The organism is Grimontia sedimenti (assembly GCF_011045095.1).
Classification (GTDB): Bacteria; Pseudomonadota; Gammaproteobacteria; order Enterobacterales; family Vibrionaceae; genus Enterovibrio; species Enterovibrio sedimenti.
This window is the reverse complement of record NZ_JAALDL010000011.1, coordinates 89,651-113,553: the sequence shown is the minus strand read 5'-3', so window position 1 is coordinate 113,553 and position 23,903 is coordinate 89,651. Positions and strand designations below refer to the sequence as shown.

21 protein-coding genes and 1 pseudogene are annotated in these 23,903 nt (G+C 47.5%); 13 read left to right on the top strand and 9 right to left on the bottom strand.

The features are described 5' to 3' along the window. Position 1 precedes the first annotated feature (1 nt). Complete coding sequence (locus tag G5S52_RS15020) at positions 2-1,165, top strand: glutathionylspermidine synthase family protein (protein WP_165015317.1); 1,164 nt, start codon at positions 2-4, stop codon at positions 1,163-1,165. Positions 1,166-1,241: 76 nt separating this feature from the next. On the opposite strand, the gene G5S52_RS15015 is transcribed toward G5S52_RS15020, so the two are convergent. Further along, positions 1,242-2,687 carry a glyceraldehyde-3-phosphate dehydrogenase gene (locus G5S52_RS15015; RefSeq protein WP_165015312.1) on the bottom strand — a complete coding sequence of 482 codons (1,446 nt, stop codon included), beginning with the start codon at positions 2,685-2,687 and terminating at the stop codon, positions 1,242-1,244. A 571-nt stretch (positions 2,688-3,258) separates the two neighbouring features. On the opposite strand from G5S52_RS15015, the pseudogene ectA reads away from it, so the two are divergent. The 5 genes and pseudogenes from ectA (at position 3,259) to G5S52_RS14990 (ending at position 9,943) form a co-directional block, all read left to right on the top strand. Beyond that, a pseudogene (gene ectA / locus G5S52_RS15010) lies at positions 3,259-3,794 on the top strand (diaminobutyrate acetyltransferase). A gap of 32 nt (positions 3,795-3,826) precedes the next feature. Beyond that, entirely contained in the window at positions 3,827-5,092 is a 1,266-nt protein-coding gene (ectB, locus tag G5S52_RS15005) for a diaminobutyrate--2-oxoglutarate transaminase (protein ID WP_165015308.1), read from the top strand. Between the two features lie 14 nt (positions 5,093-5,106). Beyond that, positions 5,107-5,493, top strand: coding sequence for an ectoine synthase (locus G5S52_RS15000; protein ID WP_002538224.1), 387 nt, complete (start codon positions 5,107-5,109; stop codon positions 5,491-5,493). Between the two features lie 69 nt (positions 5,494-5,562). Continuing rightward, the gene (locus G5S52_RS14995; protein ID WP_165015306.1) at positions 5,563-7,005 is read left to right on the top strand and encodes an aspartate kinase; all 1,443 of its coding nucleotides are present in this window, start codon (positions 5,563-5,565) and stop codon (positions 7,003-7,005) included. 616 nt (positions 7,006-7,621) lie between these two features. Further along, positions 7,622-9,943, top strand: a complete 2,322-nt coding sequence (locus tag G5S52_RS14990) for a PKD domain-containing protein (RefSeq protein WP_165015303.1) — start codon at positions 7,622-7,624, stop codon at positions 9,941-9,943. A 65-nt stretch (positions 9,944-10,008) separates the two neighbouring features. Here the strand turns inward: G5S52_RS14990 and G5S52_RS14985 are convergent, their stop codons facing one another. Continuing rightward, on the bottom strand, positions 10,009-10,875 hold the full coding sequence (locus G5S52_RS14985; protein ID WP_165015300.1) for an NAD(P)-dependent oxidoreductase: 867 nt from the start codon (positions 10,873-10,875) through the stop codon (positions 10,009-10,011). 186 nt (positions 10,876-11,061) lie between these two features. Here G5S52_RS14985 and G5S52_RS14980 point away from each other — a divergent pair, with 186 nt between their 5' ends. Together G5S52_RS14980 and G5S52_RS14975 are read left to right on the top strand one after the other, a co-directional pair. Then, positions 11,062-12,405 (top strand): aminotransferase-like domain-containing protein, encoded by a 1,344-nt coding sequence (locus tag G5S52_RS14980; RefSeq protein WP_165015297.1) that lies wholly within the window; start codon positions 11,062-11,064, stop codon positions 12,403-12,405. 72 nt (positions 12,406-12,477) lie between these two features. Beyond that, positions 12,478-12,831 (top strand): DUF2750 domain-containing protein, encoded by a 354-nt coding sequence (locus G5S52_RS14975; RefSeq protein WP_002538220.1) that lies wholly within the window; start codon positions 12,478-12,480, stop codon positions 12,829-12,831. A gap of 50 nt (positions 12,832-12,881) precedes the next feature. Here G5S52_RS14975 and G5S52_RS14970 read toward each other — a convergent pair whose 3' ends face one another. From G5S52_RS14970 to G5S52_RS14950, 5 genes are all read right to left on the bottom strand, one after another. Then, positions 12,882-13,568 (bottom strand): MOSC domain-containing protein, encoded by a 687-nt coding sequence (locus G5S52_RS14970; RefSeq protein WP_165015527.1) that lies wholly within the window; start codon positions 13,566-13,568, stop codon positions 12,882-12,884. 12 nt (positions 13,569-13,580) lie between these two features. After that, entirely contained in the window at positions 13,581-14,582 is a 1,002-nt protein-coding gene (locus G5S52_RS14965) for a cytochrome-c peroxidase (RefSeq protein WP_165015294.1), read from the bottom strand. 235 nt (positions 14,583-14,817) lie between these two features. Continuing rightward, on the bottom strand, positions 14,818-15,489 hold the full coding sequence (gene grxB, locus G5S52_RS14960; protein WP_165015291.1) for a glutaredoxin 2: 672 nt from the start codon (positions 15,487-15,489) through the stop codon (positions 14,818-14,820). 177 nt (positions 15,490-15,666) lie between these two features. Continuing rightward, complete coding sequence (locus G5S52_RS14955) at positions 15,667-15,816, bottom strand: hypothetical protein (protein WP_002538214.1); 150 nt, start codon at positions 15,814-15,816, stop codon at positions 15,667-15,669. Between the two features lie 95 nt (positions 15,817-15,911). Continuing rightward, positions 15,912-17,081: an MFS transporter gene (locus tag G5S52_RS14950; protein ID WP_165015288.1), complete on the bottom strand. Its 1,170-nt coding sequence runs from the start codon at positions 17,079-17,081 to the stop codon at positions 15,912-15,914. A gap of 276 nt (positions 17,082-17,357) precedes the next feature. On the opposite strand from G5S52_RS14950, the gene G5S52_RS14945 reads away from it, so the two are divergent. The 5 genes from G5S52_RS14945 (at position 17,358) to G5S52_RS14925 (ending at position 22,730) form a co-directional block, all read left to right on the top strand. Then, on the top strand, positions 17,358-18,107 hold the full coding sequence (locus G5S52_RS14945; protein ID WP_165015286.1) for a calcium-binding protein: 750 nt from the start codon (positions 17,358-17,360) through the stop codon (positions 18,105-18,107). A 498-nt stretch (positions 18,108-18,605) separates the two neighbouring features. Continuing rightward, positions 18,606-19,685 (top strand): ROK family transcriptional regulator, encoded by a 1,080-nt coding sequence (locus G5S52_RS14940; protein WP_046304223.1) that lies wholly within the window; start codon positions 18,606-18,608, stop codon positions 19,683-19,685. A 21-nt stretch (positions 19,686-19,706) separates the two neighbouring features. Next, on the top strand, positions 19,707-21,494 hold the full coding sequence (locus tag G5S52_RS14935; RefSeq protein WP_165015281.1) for a beta-N-acetylhexosaminidase: 1,788 nt from the start codon (positions 19,707-19,709) through the stop codon (positions 21,492-21,494). Then, complete coding sequence (locus G5S52_RS14930) at positions 21,491-22,288, top strand: AAC(3) family N-acetyltransferase (protein ID WP_165015278.1); 798 nt, start codon at positions 21,491-21,493, stop codon at positions 22,286-22,288. The genes G5S52_RS14935 and G5S52_RS14930 overlap by 4 nt, the downstream gene beginning before the upstream one ends. Positions 22,289-22,490: 202 nt before the next feature. After that, positions 22,491-22,730, top strand: coding sequence for a hypothetical protein (locus G5S52_RS14925; protein ID WP_205743920.1), 240 nt, complete (start codon positions 22,491-22,493; stop codon positions 22,728-22,730). A gap of 49 nt (positions 22,731-22,779) precedes the next feature. Here the strand turns inward: G5S52_RS14925 and G5S52_RS14920 are convergent, their stop codons facing one another. Both G5S52_RS14920 and G5S52_RS14915 read right to left on the bottom strand, forming a co-directional pair. Then, complete coding sequence (locus G5S52_RS14920) at positions 22,780-23,178, bottom strand: GFA family protein (protein WP_165015275.1); 399 nt, start codon at positions 23,176-23,178, stop codon at positions 22,780-22,782. Positions 23,179-23,321: 143 nt separating this feature from the next. After that, positions 23,322-23,870 carry a hypothetical protein gene (locus G5S52_RS14915; protein WP_165015272.1) on the bottom strand — a complete coding sequence of 183 codons (549 nt, stop codon included), beginning with the start codon at positions 23,868-23,870 and terminating at the stop codon, positions 23,322-23,324. Positions 23,871-23,903: the final 33 nt, after the last annotated feature.

The following is a 23,903-nucleotide window of genomic DNA, read 5'->3' as shown; positions in this document are numbered from 1 at the left end:
AATGTTCAGGCGGGATATCCCAGAGCGCCCTCACTGGCGCGAACTGGCAAAGCAATACGGGTTTGGATTTCATACCATGTATGGCGAACCTTACTGGGATGAAACCGCCTACTATCAATTCAACCTCAAGCAAATTGAGGAAGATCTGGAGAAACCTACCGAAGAGATCCACCAGATGTGTCTTGATGTGGTAGAGCGTGTCACCCGAAGTGATGAACTACTGACCAAGTTCGGCATTCCCGAAGCCATGTGGGATTTGGTCGCAAGTTCCTGGCGACGCCGGGACCCATCTCTCTATGCCCGTCTTGATTTCACCTATGACGGTGTCAATCCAGCCAAGCTTTATGAAAACAATGCAGACACACCAACTTCCCTGTTTGAAACCGGCTTCTGGCAATGGGTATGGCTTGAAGATGTGGTGAACAGCGGACGCATCCACCAGAGTGCTGACCAGTTTAATATCCTTCAGGATTACATCATGGAGCGCTTTGCCGAGCTTGCCAAACGCCAACCGGGCCAGACGCTTCACTTCAGTTGCTGTAAAGACACAGAAGAAGACCGTGCGACGGTTCAGTACCTTGAAGATTGTGCCAAAGAGGCGGGATTACACACTGGCTTTGTCTACGTTGAAGATATTGGTGTGAATGATGCCGGCGAATTTGTCGACATGAAAGGACGGGTCATCCGCTGGATGTTCAAGCTATATCCCTGGGAGTTCATGTTTGACGAGGAGTATGCCCAATTCTTGGGTAGCGCTACGATTAACTGGCTGGAGCCGATGTGGAAGTCAGTGCTTTCCAACAAAGCACTGCTTCCGATGCTTTGGCAGCTCCATCCTAATCATCCTAATCTATTGCCTGCCTACTTCGCGGATGATCCGAAAGCATCTTCCCTGTCTGACTATGTGGTGAAGCCATTATTTTCACGAGAAGGTGCCAACATCGAAATCGTCAGAAATGGCGCGCCGACCTTTAAAACTGATGGGCCTTATGATCTTTCCCAAGCTATCATCCAGCAGTACCAACCCCTGCCAAAATTCGGCGACAACTTCACCTTGATTGGCAGCTGGCTGGTTAATGATCGCGCGGCTGGCATTTCGATTCGAGAAGATGCTTCCCTCATTACGCAGGACCTCGCCCGTTATCTGCCTCATATTATTCTTTAGAATTTGTCGCTCATGGAGATAAAAAAAGCGACTCAGATGAGTCGCTTTGGCTTAGGGGGATGTTTTCTTTAAATGATTACTGCTGATTTACCGAAGGGATCACTGGGTACTGGACACCCGCCATCTGCTCGATGCAGTGAATCACCTGACAGCTGTAACCGAATTCGTTGTCATACCAAATGTAAAGCACACAGCGATTACCGTCGGCGATAGTCGCTTCGCTGTCTACCACACCCGCATAACGAGAACCAACGATGTCCGAGGACACGATTTCTGTCGATTGGGTGTAATCAATCTGGCCCGCCAACGGAGACATGAGCGCCGTCTCACGCAGGTAGGTATTCAGTGAATCGCGGTCCACGTCTTTACCCAAGTTCAAGTTGGCAATCGCCATCGAGACGTTGGGGGTTGGAACGCGGATAGCATTACCCGTCAGCTTTCCTTTTAATTCAGGTAACGCTTTCGCAACGGCTTTTGCAGCACCTGTTGATGTCAGTACCATGTTCAATGAAGCTGCACGTCCGCGGCGATCACCGTTGTGGAAATTATCAATCAGATTTTGATCGTTGGTGAATGAGTGTACCGTCTCGATGTGACCCGACTCCACGCCATAACGATCGTTCATCGCTTTCAGCACAGGGGTAATCGCGTTCGTGGTACAGCTTGCGGCTGACACTATGGTGTCGGTGTCTTTGATGTCGCCATGGTTAACACCAAATACGATGTTTTTAATGTCGCCTTTGCCAGGAGCAGTGAGCAGAACCTTCGCAGCACCTTTCGCCGTCAGGTGGTTACTCAGGCCATCAACATCACGCCACATGCCAGTGTTATCCACTACCACTGCGTTATTGATGCCATGCGCTTCATAATCCACTTCAGAAGGATGGTTCGCATAAATGATTTGAATGTAGTTACCATTCACGATCAGAGCGTTACGGGCATGGTCCACCAGAATGGAACCGTTAAAAGGCCCGTGAACAGAATCACGACGCAGTAAGCTGGCGCGCTTTTCAAGATCGCCATCTTTACCGCCACGTACAACAATCGCGCGTAGACGCAGTGGGTAGCCTGGTCCGCTTTTTTCTACCATCAGGCGCGTTACCAAGCGCCCAATTCGGCCAAAGCCATACAACACGATATCTCTGGGCTCCTTAAGACTCGTGGATGGTGGCAGGTCTGCGATTGCTGTTTTTAGAAAATCGTCTAGTTGAGCTAGGTCTTCGTGATCACGCCAGTAAACGCTGGCGAGGCGGCCTAGGTCAATTCGGCATGGAGAAAGTGGAAATTGTGCCAATGCTTCCAGAATAGGGAGCGTATGCGCGGTAGTGACTTCCTGTCCTGTGTACCAACGTGCAACACGGTGTGATTTTAACAAATCAATGGTGTTGGCATTAATGACTGCACGGCCATAAATTTGGATTTCAACGCCCTTTTCACGGTAAAGCTTACCAATGAGGGGGGACATAACTTCTGCGTCGGTCTGACTTTGTTGCCATTGGGTAAGATGTTGTTCTGGACTCATCGTGACTTTCTTTGCCTTTTTGGGATTTAGGGTATAAAAGTGTAATCAGTAACTGTTTTTATTATTTTGGCGAAGAGTCTAACGGCCTGATTATTATTAACCTAGCAAAAATAAGTCATCATTTATCTCATTAAAATTCAGCCAGTTACTCTTCTTTCCGTTAAAATATTACAAGTGTAAAACGCTTTCATTTTGTTTCTCTTAAAATCTGATTGAAAGTTTACTACGTAAAACTTTCAGTTCTTCCCTCCAAATCAACTTAATATGCCTCACTAAAAAACGATATCACCATAGGTGTTATTGCCCTTTGATCAGCGAAACAACAACAGTTAACACGGGATCTGTCGCTGTATTCGGTTTTCATCTCTTATCGATACAGAATGATTCACTCAAAGCACATTGATTACACATCTAAATGTTTCGTTTTTGCGTCATTTTTATTGAGCGCATATAAAACAGTGAGTTATAGACATAAATATGCTTATTTGTGACTCAGACTTGATAAAAATTCCATCAGATGTATCATTTAAAGGGCTTAAATGCTTAGACCTCTAAAGGATTAATTGAAACAATGAGTACCGAGACGATACACCAGAGCGCGACATTGACGCGTTTGAGGACGGACGAAGACGCCTGGGTATTTCGCACTCCGCGAATCGAAGATGGCATCAGGATCCACGAGCTTATCGCCAGTTGTCCCCCACTCGATGAAAACTCCTCGTACTGCAACTTCCTCCAATCTTCCCACTTCAATGAGACCTGCATCCTCGCAGAGCATAAGGGTTCCGTCGCCGGGTTCATTTCTGGATACCTAAAGCCTGGAGCCCCTAACGAGCTGTTTGTCTGGCAAGTCGCTGTTTCTCCGAAAGCACGCGGCAAAGGTCTCGCCTTTCATATGCTGCAAGAGCTGTTGATGCGCGATCACCTCTCAGACGTCAATGTCGTAGAGACGACTATCACCGGATCCAACAAAGGTTCCTGGAGCTTATTTCGTAAGCTTGACGCCGCACATGGTGAAAACGGTGAAGTCACAGTGTTTCTCGACGAAAACAGCATTTCAAAGGAAAACACGACACGGAGTTTTTGTTCCGCATTCCTTTGAAATAAAACCATTCTTAAAAATAGAAAACGGATTCCAAATGGAAATTTTTAACAAGCAAGAGTCAAACGTTAAGTCATACTGCAACAACTTCCCAGTTGTCTTTACCTCGGCAAAAGGTTGCTGGCTGACCACAGACTCAGGAGCACGCTACATTGATTTTCTGGCCGGCGCAGGTTCACTGAACTATGGCCATAACAACCCCATTCTGAAAGAAGCCTTGGTCGAGTACATTTCAAACGACGGCATTACCCATGGCCTGGATATGTTTACCGAAGCCAAAGCTGCTTTCCTAACCGCACTCCGTAATCACATCTTCGCTCCCAGAAATCTTGATTACAAAGTGCAGTTCACGGGCCCAACCGGTACGAATGCAGTAGAAGCAGCGATGAAGTTGGCTCGCAAAGTGACGGGCCGCACCAACATCGTCACATTCACCAATGGTTTCCATGGGTGTACCATGGGCGCACTCACGGCTACTGGTAACCAACACCACCGTGGTGGCGCCGGCACTCCGTTGTTTGGCACGTCCCGCATTCCTTATGAAGACTACGCTGGCATTGACGGCCTTGCGCTGTTCGAAGCCATGCTGAACGACAACTCAAGTGGCCTCGATAAGCCTGCTGCTGTGCTGCTTGAAACCCTACAAGGTGAGGGTGGTCTGAATGTCGCTTCAAACGAGTGGCTACAAAAGCTGAGCAAAATCTGTAAAGCCCACGGCATTCTGCTAATTGTTGATGATATTCAGGCTGGTTGTGGCCGTACTGGCACCTTCTTCAGCTTCGAACCATCTGGTATTAAGCCAGACATCGTGACCCTGTCTAAGTCTATCGGCGGATACGGTCTGCCAATGGCGCTGGTGCTGCTGAAACCTGAGTTGGACAAGTGGCTACCAGGTGAACATAACGGCACTTTCCGTGGTAACAACCACGCCTTCATTACGGCAACAAAAGCGATTGAGCATTACTGGCAGAATGATGATTTTGAAGGCCACATTGCTGAGCGCAGCCAACAAGTTTCCAAGACTATCGACCGCTCGCTGAAGCAACTTTCTTCGCTGTTTGTTCGCGCAAAAGGCCGCGGCATGATGCAAGGTATTGAGTGTAAAAGCGGCGATATCGCCAGCGCGATTTCGCGTCGTTGCTTTGAGAAAGGCATGGTCATTGAAACCGCAGGTCCTGACGATGAAGTCGTGAAGTTCTTTTGTCCGCTGACAATCAGTGAGTCAGAGCTTGAACAAGGTCTGCACATCTTTGAAAAAGCTGCGCAAGAAGTTGCTAATGAACTTACCCGCAAAGCGTCTTAAGGGAAATAAGAAACATGATCGTAAGAACTCTGGAAGAGTGTAGAAACAGCGAGCGCCGCGTAGCATCAGAAACCTGGGAAAGTGTTCGTATGCTGCTGAAAGATGACCAGATGGGTTTTTCATTCCACATCACGACCATCTTTAAAGGCACTGAAACCCACATTCACTACAAAAACCACTTGGAGTCTGTGTACTGCATGTCTGGTGAAGGTGAAATTGAAGTGGTAGGTGGCGAAACTTACCCGATCAAACCGGGCACACTTTACATTCTGGACAAACACGATGAACACTTCCTTCGCGCTTACGAAGGCGCGGACATGGTAATGGCATGTGTATTTAACCCGCCAATTACCGGACAGGAAGTTCACGATGAAAACGGCGTTTATCCGCTGGTAGATTAATAAAAATTAGCGTCTTTTGGGGGCCATTTGCCCCCTTTTTTCTATTTACGACAGACAAGGATTGCAATTATGACTTACACCGTTGAGAAAATCGGCGGCACGTCTATGTCGGCATTTGATGCCGTATTGGACAACATTTTCCTTCGCCCCAAGAATCCGTATAACCGTGTATTTGTGGTTTCAGCCTACGGCGGCATTACTGATGCCCTGCTTGAAAGCAAGCGTTCTGGCGAGCCAGGCATCTACCAACTGGTTGCCAAGCGTGATGAACAATGGGCCGATGCCATCGATGCGCTCGAAGTGCGTTTGAAAATGATCAATGAAAACCTGTTTGCAGATCCGCTTAACCGCACCCGTGCAGACAACTTCATTGCTGAGCGTCTGAAAGATGCCAAAGACTGTATTTCAAACATTCTCGCGACATGTAGCTATGGTCAGTTCACGCTGCGCCAATACTTGCCACAAATCCGAGAGTTTTTATCTTCAATCGGCGAAGCCCACAGCGCTTACAACACTGCTCTGAAGCTAAGAACTCTTGGTGTAAATGCCAAGTTTGTCGATCTCTCAGGATGGGACAACAAGCTTTCCGGCACGCTGGATGAAGTGATTGTTGAAGCGTTTAAAGAGATTGATGTCACTACCGAGCTGCCAATTGTGACTGGCTACGCCTACTGTGACGAAGGCCTGATGAAGACTTACGATCGCGGCTACAGCGAAATGACCTTCAGCCGCATTGCCTGTCAAACCTCTGCGGATCTGGCGATTATCCACAAGGAATATCACCTCAGTAGCGCTGATCCTCGTATTGCGGGTCCTGAAAATGTATTGCCAATTGGCCAAAGTAACTTTGATGTCGCCGACCAGCTAGCCAACCTCGGCATGGAAGCCATCCACCCGAACGCAGCTTCCGGTCTTCGTAAAAAAGAAATTCCGCTACAGATCAAAAACACCTTTGAGCCAGAGCACAAAGGCACGTTGATCTCTCAGGCTTACCAGCCAGATTCCGAGAAAATCGAAATCATTGCGGGTCGCGACAAGGTTTTCGCCCTGCACATTTTTGATCAGGCGATGGTGGGTAACGTCGATAACGTCGGTTATGAACTGATGGAGATGATCGCTGACGAAAGCGTAAATCTGGTCGGTAAAGAGATGAGTGCCAACTCCCTCACTTACTACCTGAGCGGCGTCGCCAAGAACCTTAACAAGCTACTTTACCGCGCAGAAAAACGCTTCCCTGACTCGACAATCACGAGCCACATGGTTGCTCTAATTTCCGCGATTGGTTCGCAGATCAATACCAACACCACCTTGAGCAAAGGCGTGCTGGCGCTGATGAACAGCGATATTTCACCGATTGCTGTTCACTCTTCAATGCGCAACGTGAACGTGCAGTTCGTGGTAAAAGACGAAATGTATGAAGGTGCTATTCGCGCACTACACGACGAGTTTTTTGTGCAAAAAATAACAAAGATAAACAAGTCGCTTAGATTACCGCCTTCATCTTTTTATTAACGTCTAAGCCGGAGTTATCTCCGGCTTTTTATATTTGAATATTGGCAACGAATTTGTTGTCGCCACTTATACCAAATAACTTAAAGGCACTTTGATATAGGCATAACATCTTGAAAACTGCAAATGTCAGCCGTTTTTTTAACGCTAAAATTCTTATACATGAACTATTGAAAATGTAAGATATTCTTTCCTACCGTCTCGTTAGGTGAATATTCATCGAACAAACAAAATAACAATTTTTATCCCATGCTTTTCAATGCATTAAGGTATCACACAAGCCAAACAGTCGCCGTCACACAACCCCACCAAACAGTACGCGCAACAATTTCGTTACACAACAGATGAAAAGAGCACCAGCCACCTACCAAACCCACTATTTTTACGAGTCATGTCATATTAATTGTGCAACAAGACAACGAGAAAGCATTTAAATATAAACTTATTCATCATTTCACCTTCACTATTAAATTTAAATAGAAAATCGCCAGCCTAATAGTTGCCAAATCTCCTCTAGACACTCATTGATAAAAGTCAGCCTTTTTTGACGTAGCTGAAAACACGTAGGTATTTATCGCTGTTGCCTCTAACCCATAAATACACATTGGTGAACAAATAAATGAAACCGAAATTTCATATGCTATCTCTTGGTGTCGCGATCGCAGTAACTTCGCTACCCTCTTTTGCTGCACAACGGATTAATCTTGAACTTACAAGCTTTGCTAAAGCGGACAATCAAGTTGAAGCATTGTTGGAAGGTCAGTCCTACATAGAGGGCTTTTCAGGAAGAGACCTTAGCGGTAACGAGGTGGTAAGAATCAGTCAAACCTATCAAGGCCTTCCCATTTATGGAGAGAGCTTTGTAGCAAACAAAGGTCAGCTAGGACGCTTCAGCGGCTTTGTTGGGAGCGCTATCACTGGTATCGAACAAGACCTCCCGACAACAACACCCTTAATTAGCGATGATGAAGCTCTGTCAACCTTACTAGCACTAAAAGGACACGAGCTATACCAAATCCAACATCCCGAAAAGCAGCTCATGGTTTGGTTGGACGAAAATGATACCGCCCACCTAGCATGGAAGGTCTCCTATGTTGTTTACAGCGATAAGCCAACGCGCCCTATTAGCTTTATTGACGCGCTATCCGGTAAAGTGCTGGACAGCTGGGAAGGCCTAAATCATGCGCAAAGCACAGGACCGGGAGGAAATCCAAAAACAGGTCGCTACCATTTTGGTACTGACTATCCTGCATTTGACGTTACGCAGTCTGGGAGCACATGTTATTTAGACAGCGAAAACGTCGAAACTCTAGATATGAGGCATCAAAAAAGTGGAGGCACTGTCCATAGTTTTAACTGCTTCGAAAACAGTGAACGAGAAGTCAACGGCGCATACTCCCCGCTAAATGACGCTCATGCCTTCGGACAAATTGTTTTTAAAATGTATAAGGAGTGGTACGGCATCGCTCCTATACGCCAGAAACTTCGTATGCGCGTTCACTACGACCGTAATTACGAAAATGCTTTCTGGGACGGCCAACAAATGACATTCGGAGACGGTCAATCCTACTTTTATCCTCTTGTTTCTCTGGATGTTGTTTCTCATGAAGTCAGCCATGGTGTCACTCAGCAAAACTCCGATCTGGAGTACAAAAATCAGTCGGGAGGCATTAACGAAGCGTTTTCTGATATTGCAGGCGCAGCGGCAATTTACTATCTGGAAGGAAGCTACAACTGGAAAATTGGCGATAGGATCAAGAAAGGCAGTGGTGCCATGCGCCATATGGATAATCCTCCACTGGACGGAAAATCCATTGGCCATGCTAAAGACTACTATTCAGGGATAGATGTACACCACAGCTCTGGAGTATTTAACAAAGCCTTCTATCTATTGGCCACAAAGCCGGGTTGGGATATACGCAAAGGGTTTGATATTTTCCTTCGCGCAAACCAGCTTTACTGGCAAGCGAGATCAACGTTTGACCATGCTGCGTCAGGCGTTTTCAATGCTGCCAGTGACTTGGGATACTGTGTTGATGACGTTATCGATGCATTCCAACAAGTGGGCGTTACAGCAGGCGGTAAAACTGGTGAGCACTGCGAAGACGTTTATCCTGTTGTTGATGCTTCTTTCTCACATGAAACCAAAGCACTAACCGCAGTATTCAGCAACCTGTCGACAGGCCCGATTGCTTCATATCAATGGGATTTCGGTGATGGCCGCTCTTCTTCTCAGCAGAGTCCATCACACACTTATGCGACAAGTGGGACTTATTCCGTCTCGTTGACAGTCGCTGATAGCAAAGGTAACAGTGACATTGCGGTTAATACGGTAACGGTGTCTGATTCAGACAGTTCATGTTCAGTTGCTGCTTGGGATCCCAACAAGAGCTATGCTTCCGGTGATATTGTGAGTTTTCAAGGTAAAACATATAAAGCGACTTGGTGGTCTACTGGCGCACAACCAGATCTCTACCCCCAAGTCTGGTCTGTAAACGGAGACTGCCAAACATTACCGGGAGATAACCTACCTCCTGTTGCGGATTTCAACTTCTTCGCTTCAGGGCTCACCATTAGCTTCCAGAGCACATCGACCGATGATACAGGCATTGTTAGCCACACATGGCAGTTTGGGGACGGCACTGAGTCATCAGAAAAAAGTCCGACGCATACTTACCAGCAGCAAGGTAGCTATGAAGTAAAGCTTATTGTGGCTGATACCAAGGGATTGACCGACGAGAAAGTCATCACGATTGTGGTTTCCAACGATAATCCGACAACAGAGTGCTATCCCGTTTGGCAGTCAGGTACGGTTTACAGCAGTGGAGAGCGCGTTTCCCATAAAGGCAGTGCGTTTGAAGCAAAATGGTGGACGCAAAATGAAGAGCCGGGTACAACGGGCGAGTGGGGAGTTTGGGAGAACTTGGGGCCTTGTTCTTAACTCTGTAAATTAAAAAAGAGCAGCTTGGCTGCTCTTTTTTACTGGCTGTTCAAGGGCTTAATTTATCACTGAGCCTTAATAAGAACGGAAGTATCCATTCGACCAAAACCTTGAACTTGGAGGCGGGCGTATTTTTCGTCTACCTCTTTGGTCAATGGCAGTTCAAGACCTTTGTCTGCCGCTTCATCCAAACAAATTCCCAAGTCTTTGCGCATCCAGTCGATAGCAAATCCAAAATCGAATTTGTCCTGCGCCATGGTGACAGCACGGTTTTCCATCTGCCACGAACCCGCCGCGCCATGCTTAAGCACGTTGACCATTTGTTCAATATCCAGACCTGAGGCCTGCGCCAATATTAACGCTTCACTTAAGCCTTGCAAGATACCCGTGATGCATATTTGATTGGCCATTTTACAGCGCTGACCCTGACCATTTTTACCCATCAAAACGGCTTGCTTGGCATAAGCATCAATCACAGGTTTCACCGCATCAAATACTGTCTGGTCGCCGCCACACATCACGGTTAATACCCCGTTTTCCGCGCCTGCCTGACCGCCTGAGACTGGCGCATCAATAAAGTGAACACTTTTCTCCTTGCATGCTTCGGCGAGCTCTTCGGCCAATGTTGCGGATGTAGTGGTGTGATCAACCAGCACACTCCCTGCTTTCATACTGGCCAGTACGCCATCATCGCCATAAATCACACTGCGGACATCATGATCATTGCCAACACATACAAAGACCACATCACAGTCTTGTGCCGCCTCACGTGGCGTAACGGCAAAGTCACCTTTGTATTCATCTGCCCAGGCTTGAGCTTTTGCCGTGGTACGGTTGTAAACGGTGGTATTGAATCCAGCGTTTTTGAGGTGGCCAGCCATCGGATAGCCCATAACGCCGAGACCGATAAATGCGACTTTTTCCTGAGCCATGATGACTTCTCCTTTTGGTATGCGTTGATGTCCGTAATGGAGGTTGTTTAACTATTTCTTGAGCGACTATAATTGCATCAATTGACATATGTCAATTTTAAATAATGATATAATTAAGTTATTTCAATTATTCGTACCTTTGGTCATAATTTAGTCCATGCCGCGAGCAGACACAGGGAAGACCTTTTGAGTGAAACCAAATTCAAAGACATTGCCAATCAGATAACCTCTCGAATCGAGCAAGGTATTTACGCTGCTGGGGCCAAACTACCGCCTCACAGAGAATTGGCCAATGAACTTGGCACCACGCCAGCCACCGTTTCAAAAGCCTATAAGCTACTGGCGGAGTTAGGACGCGTTGAATCATTTGTTGGGCGTGGTACCTTCGTTCGGGACAAGTCTGCTCTTAGTCAGGTTATCCAACCTCAGCATCAGGAATTAGATTTTAACTTTTCTATTCTCCAGCCCTGTTTGGGTTTGAACCTCAATACACTTACTCAAGCATACTCTCAGGCAGCTGAAACCCTTTCACCGGCGTTACTCGCGTACGCTGATGACTCAGGCCATTCAGCCCACCGGGCGGCTGGAGCAACCTGGTTACAGAAATATGGCCTTCAATCTGCAAGGTCCCAGAATGTACTGCTGACAAACGGTGCGCAGCACGCATTGTCGCTCTTAGTTGAAACCCTGACAGAGCCTGGGGACACCATCGCGGTCGAAGCGCTGACATACCCCGGCATTCTGGCGATTGCCAATCTCGCTGGCCGAGAGGTTGTCGGTGTTAACCTTGATGAAGATGGCCTCTGTCCCAAACATTTAAGGAAGGTCATCAAGCAGCACTCGCCGAAGCTGGTTATCTGTATTCCTTCACACCAAAACCCGACTGGCATCACCATGCCTGTTTCAAGACGTCAGGCAATCGCCGACGTCATCAAAGCCTCTTCTGCCTATCTGGTCGAAGATGACATCTATGCCTTCTTGAACAATGCCCCTATCCCAGCTATTTCTGACCTGCTGCCACAGCAAAGTATCTATATCACCAGTTTGTCGAAAGCTGTCAGTCCGGCGATGCGCTGCGGTTATATCAAAGCACCGGATGCCTTACTGCCTGTTCTGGCAGCTCATATCCGCGCGAACATCTGGCTGGCATCTCCCATTAATTTCGCGGCTGCGACAGACCTGATTGAACAAGGCACCGCCTTTGAACTGGCACGAGCACAACTTCGCGAGGCAGAGTATCGCCAAACCGTGGCAGCAGATATTTTCAAAGACTTCTACGAAACAGCGTCGGGTTTTCATATCTGGTTGAAGTTACCTGAACACTGGCGAGTAGACAGATTGGTAGAAGAAGCGAAAAAGAGAGCGATTCTTGTCAGTCACGGCGGGTACTTTTCAGTCGGTGACACCCCAAATTGTGTCCGACTGTCGCTGATGTCTATCAGCTCAAGAGATCGGTTTGAAGAAGGGCTAGGCCAATTCGCAGAATTATTGGCCAGTAAGCCTATGCCATTCAGTGATTTCCTGAATTAACGACACAGGAATAAAGCACCTTTGGAATGAAAGTGTTACTCTAACGGCGAAATTTCCCATGAGAATTGAAAAATGAGCAAACTAACTGCAGACGTTCAGGCAAATCTGATGTTGTTCGTTGAAGAAACCAAGCGTACTAACGTGGTTTGGGGTCTGAAAAACGAAGAGGAAGGCTGGCTGGCTTGCGACTCGAGCGAGTTCGAAGAAAGCGAAGTGATGCCATTCTGGTCTTCAAAAGAAGACGCTGCGCAACACAACGTCGATGAGTGGGCTGATTTCGAAATCACTGAAATCCCACTGGATGTGTTTGTTGAAGACTGGCTTATTACGCTGGATGAAGACGGCGTGCTGGTTGGTACCAACTGGAATGCAGAGCTGGAAGGCAAAGAAGTCGAGCCTTCTGAGCTGGCGAAGATGTACCTGTAAGGGTCAATTGCTTCCCAAAAAAGCCGCGACCATGTTCGCGGCTTTTTTGTTTAGGCGAAAATGCCTTTCAACCTTGGCGTCCAGTCTTCTACTTGCTGCGTTTCCATGCGTTTGTTGACGGTACGCGTCCAGCTAGCGGACAACCCTTCCTGTGCGGCAATTAATCTCAAGCCTTCCGGGTTTAGTGGATCACCAAAGTAGTAATCGCAGGTTTGTTTGATGGTCAAAGCGTTTTCGGCGCGCTCAATCAAAATCAGTGGCTCCGCAGCACTGACAAACCCGGGCGTGATCACACGGTACAACCAGCCACATTTGGCTGTTTCCTGCATCACCTCTGAAAACGTCTCTACATTCCAACGCTTGTTGAGCTTGTAGCAAGGCGAGCGGGGCTGACTCACCTGAATCACGGCTTTTCCCCACTGGTATTTATCACCAATGCAGACATCGTCTTCTGTCATGCCTTCAGTGCTGATATTTTCACCCATCCCTGCGGGCCGCCAGTCGGCCATGTCGCCAAACTTCGTGCGCCAAAAGTCATAATGCTCAGATGGATATTGATGCAATGCCCTTTCAACACCACCATGGTGTTTATCCGACGCACACTCATCTCCTTGAAGCCCCAGCGCGGATAGGAATATTTCCCCTTCGATCGGCTGCTTTCCCATGGCGGTCATCATGCCAAACTGACTTTTCACTTTTCCGGTAAAGACCTTCTTGATGGGATACATTTTTTGCATCATCGTTCCCTGTTATTCGTGGTTCGAGAATTCGATTTTCTTTTTATTGTCGAGCGATCGTAGAAATGCCGTCATGTCTTCAACATCCTGCTCATTGAGTTTGACACCCAGTTGGTGCCACGCCGTATCTCGCACGGCCTGTTCCAGCGAAAATACTGCGCCATCGTGGAAGTATGGTGAAGTCTGACCGACATTTCGCATCGTGGGAACTTTGAAGATGAAATTATCTGCGCTGTTTCCAGTCACTAACGCTCTTCCCTTGTCGATTTCATTGGGGTATGGATTCACCAACCCCATTTTCATAAAGAGTTGGCCTCCCATCAAAGGGCCGTTGTGGCATGCATGACACCCCACCGTAATAAACCGCTTCATTCCGCGCTTTTCCTGCGCTGAGAGTGCGGTGTCGTCACCCATCAGCCATTCATCAAATCTGTCTTGCGTCACCAATGTACGTTGGAACGCCGCTAAAGCTTGCGTGATGTTATTGAACACCAGTGGGTTTTCATCCTGAGGAAAAGCCAGGTCGAACTTAGGCTGGTAGCCTTTCTCTTTCAGTCTTCGCACTGCTTCTTCCTCGGAAGACAGCGCCATTTCAATCGGGTTCAGAATTGGGCTTCTTGCCTGTTCATGCAACGTTTTCGCTCTGCCGTCCCAAAATTGTACGAATTGGAAACCTGCGTTCCAGGTAGTGAGGCTATTGCGGCTACCCTGTTTCCCTAATGCCCCGACAGACACCGATAACGGCTCTGTACCCGAGCTGGATTTATCCAGATCATGGCAACTGTTACACGACTGACTGCCATTGCTTGAGAGCGCGGTTTCAAAGTAAAGGGCCTTTCCCAGAGCAATTTGTTCTGGCGTGTCGTTCTCACTGCCGGGCATAGAATGCGGCATCACACCGAACACACTTAAACCCAATTGCCGCAGGTCTTCTGACGCCATGACATCCAACGAAAACAACCACCCAACTGCCAACGCAGCTTTGCTTAACCTTGCCAAACTGTTTCTTTGCATGTGCATTTTTCCTTTCGCTGAGGATAGAAAACACTTAACACATGGTTTCGAGTCAATACAATTAATTTATCCGATAGTCATCCTCGGAATTATCAATGAAGATGAACGCTATCAATCTTGAACTGACCTAGTTCATTGATACACCAGGAAATATCCATGAGAAGTGCAGCATAGGCGGAAGAAAGGCCAAAAAAGAAGGGGCGCTATTTCGCCCCTTCTTTCTCAATTTTGCTAGTTAAGCTGTCGCGATTGGCGCCCCAACCGCCACACTATCGAACAGCGCAACACCCGTCAGTTTGGACACTTCATCCAAGTACTGACGAACATTGCCTGGATAGCGTAAACCTTTCGTCACTGTGTAGTTTCGAAGGAATGGGAATATATTGATGTCGTCATAGGTCAGCACGTTGTTGCGCTGTGAAGGTGGGACCAACCAATCAAGTTTCAGCAGTTCAACATTCAGCTTAGCAATGTACTCTTCGCTGTTAGCAAACGCCTCATCGAAAGACATTTTGATCATGGCTGATTTGTTTTTAGTAAACCAGGCTTTCGCTTCTTCACTCTGGAATTCCGGCAACTCAATCATCGTCCAACGTGGATAAATCAGGCGTGAGCCGAACTGGCCAGCAATGTTCATCCAAGCTGAAATACGCTCACCCATTGTGCCCTCAGCAATCGCTGGATTACCATCGAGATTGTCGAGGTATGAGGCGATATCCAGACTCTCTGCCATGTAGCTACCGTCTTCTTTTTGAAGGATCGGAACCAGGTTGGCACCGACTTTTTCGATACGGGCGTCGACATCGTGGTTTTGAAGATAAACAAGTTCCAGGTCTACCTTCTTCAAGCCTGCAACCATCATCGCTTTCACGCAGAACGGGCAGTGGTCAAACACAAACAGTTTCATGAGACATCCTTTTTGAAACAGGTGCGCCTACACTCTTGTGGCACAAATATGACGCGCAGATTGTAGAGCGTTTTCTCTCAAAGGAAAATGATGATGTTTCAAGCAGGATCACACCGCGATTAATTCGCGAACAAAATCTCATCGCCACAAAAAAGCCCCTTGTCGGGGCTTTTCAGGTTATTCGAGTGGCTCTGTGGGAATCCAGCAGTTTTCAGCGTCATCGTTGGCATCTGACAACACAACCAGAAGCCCCATATCAACCATCTCTTTTAATGTCAGGTCGTCGGCAAGATGCATGGTTTCACCACGCTCATTTTCCAATTCCATATCACACACTCCTTCACGGTGACTTAGTAAAGATAGCATCCGACTGGAGCAGAATACGGGAATTTGGGGTCTTTCAACGTCACCCCAATATCGCTCTATATCTCTACTTTTTTGGGTGTTCTCGTAAACAGCAGATAAATAAGAGGAACCGCACAAACAAAAGGAAGCATCACCAAATTCAGGGTCTGCCAACCTAAGTTCACCTCAAGGTTACCGGCCATCAATGCTGTCAGTGTGACGCTACCAAACACGGCAAATTCATTGATTGCCTGGGCACGTGGCTTGTCTTGTGGCAGGTAAGTTTGGGTCAGTTGACTGGTCGCGCCAATGAACATGAAATTCCACCCGATACCCAGCAATACCAAAGCAATACGGAAGTGCCATTCAGAGACGCCGTTAAGGTTCACCAGAATACAGCCAACGAAAAACAGACTTCCAAGAAGGATCGTCATGCGTGCACCAATTTTTCCGATAATACTGCCAGTAAAGAAAGAGGGTACAAACATCCCCAGCACGTGCCATTCAATGACTAAGGCCGCCTGCTCAAAATGGAAACCGTGTTTATGCATGGCAATTGGTGTCACTGTCATCAACAAATTCATGACCGCATAAGCGACAACGGCAGCGATAACAGCCACAAGATAACCCGGCGCTTTAAGAATTTGACCTATTGGGCTTTGGGCAGGTTGATCCTTTGTCGGTGCAGCAGCAGGTAAGGCAATAAAATTCAGTACCAGTAAAGAGAGTATATAAAGGACAGTGATTCCGATAAAAGCGCCACTGAAGTGGGTACCAGGCAGCCAATGTTGGCTGGCAATAGCAAGGTTAGGTCCAAGAATCGCTGCTAACACGCCACCTGCCATGGACAGAGAAATCGCCTTGTCGCGGCTTTCGGGGTCACTCACTTCTATCGCCGCAAAGCGGTACAGGGTGCCAAAACCAATCCCGATACCTAATAACAAGGTACTAAAACAAAACAGCCAAAACGCCCCTTGTTGCAGGGCATAGACACAAAGTAGTGCCCCGAAAATACCGATGATATTGCCGAGTCGGAAGCCATTCTTGCGTCCAATTTTCGCCATGATGAGAGATGCAGGAATCGTCGCCATCATCAGGCCGACAAACTGGGTTGAAACCGGCAGTGTCACCCAAGTGTCGCTGGGTGAAAGTTGTTGGCCTATCAATCCATTTACAGATATCAGCACAATGTTGCCGCTCATTAACAGCGCCTGACAAAGTGCCAACAACCAGACATTTCTATTCATTCCATGAAATTCCTGAAAAGGCGGGAGGAATTTTCGAGTATCCCGCAGCATGTGATATACAGCAACCTCTTGGCCTGACTTTATCGACACTGCAAATCATAGCTTCCAACAATACAGTCATCCGGCAAATCTGCGAATCCGCTCAAACCCGCGCTCTACTTGGTGTAAGGAGTTCTAACACGCCTGTCTCGAAATTAGTTCATGCAAATCCGACAATTTGTGTGAATCTGTATGTGGTAGGAATTCACTATCAAATCAACAAGGAAGGTGCTGAACATGTCGGTAATTTCGAATGAGCCAGTTGAGATTTATGGCGAGTCTGATGTCGATTTCCTTTACGGCTCAACCCAGCGCGATTATTTCAACTTGGAACAAGACACTGATGATATCACTGTCATTGCTTACAAGGGCGATGACGATATCTTTGGAAGTTACGGCGACGACCTGCTCGTTGGCGGCGCTGGTAATGACTTCATCTATTCTCGCTATGGTAGCAACGTCATGCGCGGAGGCTCGGGCGACGATCAACTGCTGAGTAAAAACCACCCCAGCGATGATCGTGGTGAATACCGTGATGTGCTTTCAGGTGGCTCAGGTAACGATGTGTTGTCATCAGAAAGTTCACAAAACTGCACCATGGATGGCGGCTCAGGCGACGACATTTTCTCCTTCCGCGATTTAGGGGCGGCGCAGTCTGGCGTCAGCTTTTGTATTGGTGGAGAAGGTGCGGACATATTCCGGTTCTACGAATTCGAAGCCCATGAAGATATCGACCCAACTAACTCAGTGGTTCGCATCAAAGACTTTGAAGTCGGTGTCGACAGCCTCAACTTCCACTATTACAGCGATGAATACCGCACGGATGAGGATACCTCCTACATCATCAAACAATTGGGTTCTAATATGGTCATCGACTTTGAGGACAAAGTGACCATTATGCTGCACGGTGTTGATAGCAATACCGTTACCATGAGTGATCTCTTTGCCAACAACCAACCCGACCCAATAGACCCGATTTTGTATTGAATAGAAACAACCGGAAAAGCATCGCTCAGGCGATGCTTTCTTGTTTGGTGACTGCGAAAAAAAACCTCAGCGCAAAGAGGCTGAGGCCATGGTCTGTGACCTTGGTGTTTAAACCCTTTACAGGGACAAAACCAGAGAGTGAATAGTGCATACCCAAACAACCTGATGAAGCAGGATTTAGGTTGTTTGCTTATATCGGAGTGCACGGGTATGGTGGGTTCCCCATGTTTCAGTAGTATGAATATTCAGTCACTATTTCATGACGTTTCCTCTAAGGCTAATTAAGTGTTAAATCCCCACAAAGAGTGGTTGCATCCTGAGATGTTACTGCTCGAAGGTATTTGATATTCAGCTCACTTATTTCAGCCCCCATTCGAGTCACTTCAATCTATTGAACTTATGTTGTTAAACCCGCAGGGTTTTCTGGGCAATTCGTTGTTTTTTTCAACACTGTTAATAACATGATCTTGTGTTAAGTTGTTTTTGGAAACTAAAGCCTTGTCAATCAAGTTGAGCCGCACCAATAATACGGCCGGCATCATCAATTCCCTGTGGCAATCCCCCGGCGTCTCTCGTATAGATGTCGCGGCAAAGCTGGGGTTAGATAAATCCACAGTCACCAAAACCGTCAACCATCTGTTGGATATCGGGATGATCCTCGAGCAACCACAGGTCGTGACGGGCAAAGGCGGTCGTCCTAAAGTTTCCCTCGTCTTCAACCCCGACTTTGGTGTGCTCATTGGTGTGGATGTCAACTCTGACACGTTGAAAGTTTCCGTCGTCAACTTGCTAGGCCAAGTCGTTTATCACGACATGTTACCCATCGACACTCAGGCTTCTATCGATAAGGCCCTGTTGGATGTCCTCGTTCCCTGTGTCGATACCATACAAAAACTGTTTCCGCGGATTCTCGCCATCGGTATTGGCATGCCGGGCGTGATCGACCCCGATAAGAGTCAGCTGTTGGTTTCCCATGCACTGACTGCCCGCACTAACATTAACTTCGCCAATCAGTTCAAACGCCTGTTCCCCTACCCTGTTTTTCTCGACAATGATGCCAATTGCGGAGCCTGGGGCGAACTGATGCAACAACGCAGCCTGCCTTACGATCATTTCCTCTATGTGCTGCTTTCTACTCACCATGCCCGAGAGCTTTACCATCGTCTTGGCATTGGCGTTGGCGTTATCCTCAACCGCCAACTCTTCTACGGTGAGAACTACATGGCGGGCCAGTTCAATAGCCAGCAGCTAATGCGCGGCGCAGAGCCGACACCCAGTGTGATCATTGAAGAATTCTCTGCCCTCGCTGTAAACCTTTGCAGCTTGATGAGCATTCGCCGCATTGTTATTGGCGGCAATGGCCTCTCTTTCGGCTCTGAGCTGGCGTCTTCCCTTCGCAAACACAGCGACGCATTAACCGGCTCCCTGATCGTGAAACCCAATATTGAATTTTCGTTGCTGGGGCCACAGGCCGCAGCGATGGGCGCTGCCTCAATGGCCTGGCAAAAGTTGCTTACACCAGAACTAAAACTGGCAGAGAGCCTAAGTCTCAAACAGAACGGTAATCTTTCAATTTAGGGTTAATGACAAGGACGTCTGATGGTAACCATATTTCCTGCACCAAAACGTTATCTCGCTGGATATGCCAGTAAGCGTATTTGTGTTTCAAGTTTTTTGACGACTTGCCCAGTTAATTTTGGCGCAAAATTGCATCATGCAGCGCTCACTTACCGACACGACCCTTCTTTACAGGAACAAGGTTTTAGAATCAGCTTTGCTGACAACAGTGTTTTAATTGAATACAGCGATCTCGAAGGTATTCGTTACGCACACCTTGCGGTCAACCAATTGATAGAGACACAAGCGGTCGTCAGAGAAGACGCGGTCATTGAAGATTGGCCCGATTTCCCAACACGCTCAGTATTGCTGGACATCAGCCGGGATCGCGTTCCAACCATGGAGACGCTGAAAAGGTTGATTGATTACTTCAGTGCCCTACGCTTCAACCAATTCCAACTCTATACCGAGCACACATTTGCCTACCAAAAGCATGAAACGGTATGGCGCAACTATTCGCCGATGACGGCGGAAGAAATCCGGGAAATCGATGCTTACTGCCACCAGCAAGGCATCGAGCTGGTGGCAAATCAGGCGACGTTCGGGCATATGGAAAAGTGGCTGTGTCACCCTGAGTATCAACACCTGGCAGAGCAAACCAGCGGCTTTTTGGATCAACGCGGTGATTTCAGGGCCGGTGCCTTTGGCTTAAACCCCATCAGCGAACAAACCGCAGAATTTGTCGACGGACTGCTCTCAGAGCTCACGCCCAATTTTTCCAGTGATATCCTGAACATTAACTTCGATGAAACCATGGATTTGGGGATTGGCTCAAGCAAATCCGCCTGCGAGATTTTCGGCAAAGGAAAAGTGTTCCTCAACTACCTAAACAAGGTGTTGGAAATCGCAAACTCAAAAGGCAAGCAATGCCAGATTTTCAGTGACATGTTGTTCCGTTATCCGAATCTTATCGATCAGCTCCCCAAAAACCTCACCTTGCTGAACTGGGGTTACGAAGCAGACCACCCCTTCGACGCAGAACACAAGCAGTTGTCGCTCTTCAGATACCCATTCCACGTTGTGGTCTCCACAGACTGCTTTGCTTCTGTCGCAGGCAGATGGGAGGCCGCCACGACACATATGCGTCGCGCCGCTAAATCTGCAAAACGGTATGGGGCAGAAGGCTATATGGTGACCGAATGGGGTGACATGGGACACGGCCAACAGCATGCCATGCCGATTCCTGGCTATGCTTTCGGCGCCGCCATGGCATGGGGGGAAGAGCAGCAAACTGACAGTGATATGATTATCCCACTCAGTTGGTATTACCCTGACGCGTCTGAGATTGAACTGAATGCGTTGACCGCACTGCAAGATATTTACAGAACCACTGGGATTGAAACACCTAACTGTGCCTTTTTTGGTCCAGTATTGTTTGACCAGCAATCAGGGCGCCATATTAAGCGGATGAAGGGGCTCAGCACCCATAATCTTGAACACTCACTCGCTGAACTGAAAAGCTGGAAGGCGCGGCTCGGCCCACTCCCAGATAATGAACTGAGAAACGACCTTCTTTGGACTATTGATGCGTTAGAGATGGCATGTCTCATTGTGAAAGGGTATACAGAGGAAGAGCATCGCCTTACACAGAATTTCAGTGATGAACGCAAACAAATGTTGCAGGCGAGTTTGCAGCCGTTGATTCAGCGTTATCGCGAACTTTGGCAAGAACATTACCGACCCGGAGGCATGATGCAAAGTAGCAGTCGTCTTGAGTATTTGTCTTCGCTTCTGATGATCAAAGAAACTGATAAGGAAACCTCCCTGTGAGTAACACAGTGAATGACATAAAGACGGCAATCGAAGCACTTAATCTTTCTGGCAAAGTCGTTTTTGCACATTGCGCAATGCGTTCGTTTGGCGGATTTGAAGGCGGCGCAGAGAGGCTGCTGGAGACTTTTCTTTCTGCTGGTTGCACCGTTGTCGCGCCGACATTTACCTATTTCCCTATGTGTCTATCACCCGATGGTGTCGAATACTCGCAAAATGGTTATCGTGGAGAGCTTGAAACAGCCCCCTCTCCTTACGACGCCGATGCTAATGACATTGAACCCTCAATGGGCGCTTTTGCCAAAGCGGTACTTAACCACCCCAAACGGTTCAGAACTGAGCATCCGATGAATAGCTACGCGGCAGTGGGTCCGCTCGCTCAAGCAGTGCTCACCCCCCAAGACGATTTCAATGTCTACGGTGTTTACCAATCTCCTCAAGCCAGAAATGCCGTTGTGCTTTCAATAGGAGTCACCCCAAACAGCATTACACCTATTCATTATGCAGAGCAATTGGCTGGAAAAGCGCTGTTCCGTCGCTGGGCGAAAACAGCCCATCGGGGCGTCGTCGAGACATGCGTAGGGTCATGTTCTGAAGGGTTTATCCATCTTCAGCCTTACCTATCAACAATCCAGTCTGAAAGGCGGGTTGGGGAAAGCATTTGGACAGCATATCCACTCGAAGCGTTGCTCGACGTATGTACTCAGGCATTTCGCACGAACCCCTCCATAACACGTTGTTCTGATGATTGTCCGAGATGTGAAGATATGGCACTTGGTGGAGTTAGAATCTAAAACTCCCCCCCAGTAATCAGAACCTGAACCTCCTTATTTCTGCCCTTAGCCTGAAACGAGTGACACCGTCATCTTTTGGGCTTTTTTTATGCAGTTCGCTCAGGTGAATGCATATACCAGCACTTATACTGAAAGAACTTTGACGACCTCAACTTTTATGTCTACTTTGTTAAACACATGTAACAAAAAAGGGATAAAGAGCATGAAAGGAACGCACAATAATATCAGTTACATAGTGAAGGTTAACGAAAGGGAAGATCTGGGAGGGTTCGCTGCCTCATTTTCTTTCACTTCACCTTCAGGACAAGGTGAAACCGAATCAAAAGCCTATGAGCTCATGAACTCTGATAAATCACTATCAATATTCAAGAGTCAGGAAGATGCGACCAAGGCTGCAGAGCGCTGCGTGAGAATTTGTATCGATGATGGCTTTGTCCGATAAGCCAACACCTATACCCAAAACTAAAAAAGCACCCTTCGGTGCTTTTTTATTATCGGCCAGGCTGCCACTCATCGTATTGTGGCATGTCATGTTCATAACTCAGCCAGCTAACTTCATCTGACTTCCATATGCGAAGCTCTGGGATCTGCCCGGGATCTTCATCCAGCGATGCAACCCGCAGTGCATGAAAGGCACCGCCCTTTTTCATTTTCACCAGTGGACTGCCGCACACCGAACAAAAGTGGCGTTTTGTGCCAGGAGAGGATTCATACTGAGAGACTTTCTCTTCACCTTTCAACCATTGAAAGTCTTCTGGAAGAACCGCCGCCGCAGTGTTAAACGCAGCGCCGTTAGATTTTCGGCAAGCACTACACGAGCAATGCGTAATGGGTGAACTTAACTTTTTAACTTCATATTGAACAGCGCCACAAAGACAGCTTCCTTTCATCACTTCTCCTTATTGAGTCATTACCTTTCTACTGCTCCGGTAATCCTTTTATAATTCAGGCAACAATCTCATCGTTTTATTGATAAATCAACAGCATAAAAAAAGGCATCCCTATGAGATGCCTTTTTTACACTTCTATCAGTTTATGCCGCTTCGGCCGTTTCCAGCTTCTGCGACTTATCAAACATCAGCTTGTAACTCATGATGCCGATAACCAGCGCCTTGATGATCATCATCTGCGGGTTGCCATAGTAAGCCGCCATACCAATAAAGCCTGATAGCAGCATCAACTTGCGGTAGTTGGTTAGCGTAGTCATGTAGAGTGCCAACAAAATGATACCTAGGTCAGCGAACTGCAGTGCCACTGGCAATGTTGGATCGGCAATAAAAGCGGTAACCGCCACATAAGCAATATAAAGGATACCCGCTGCCATTACGCCACCTAACGCCAATATCACTGACTTCGAGGCATTGGTGAAATCTTTCGCATAGCGGTAAGTGTTTAGTGAAGCGACCGAAAGGTTCAGAATAACTTTCGGCCACCAACCCATAAGAAATGCCCACAGCGTGTCATTTGCCGCCGAGCCGAACGCGGCAAAGCGGGTGTATTTCATGCTGTTGAAAATCGTGATACCAATATAAAAAGCGACAGAGGTCCATCCTAGGATTTCTGTGATGAGGTCTAACGTCATTCAGGGTACTTCTCTTACAGGCGAGCGGTTTGC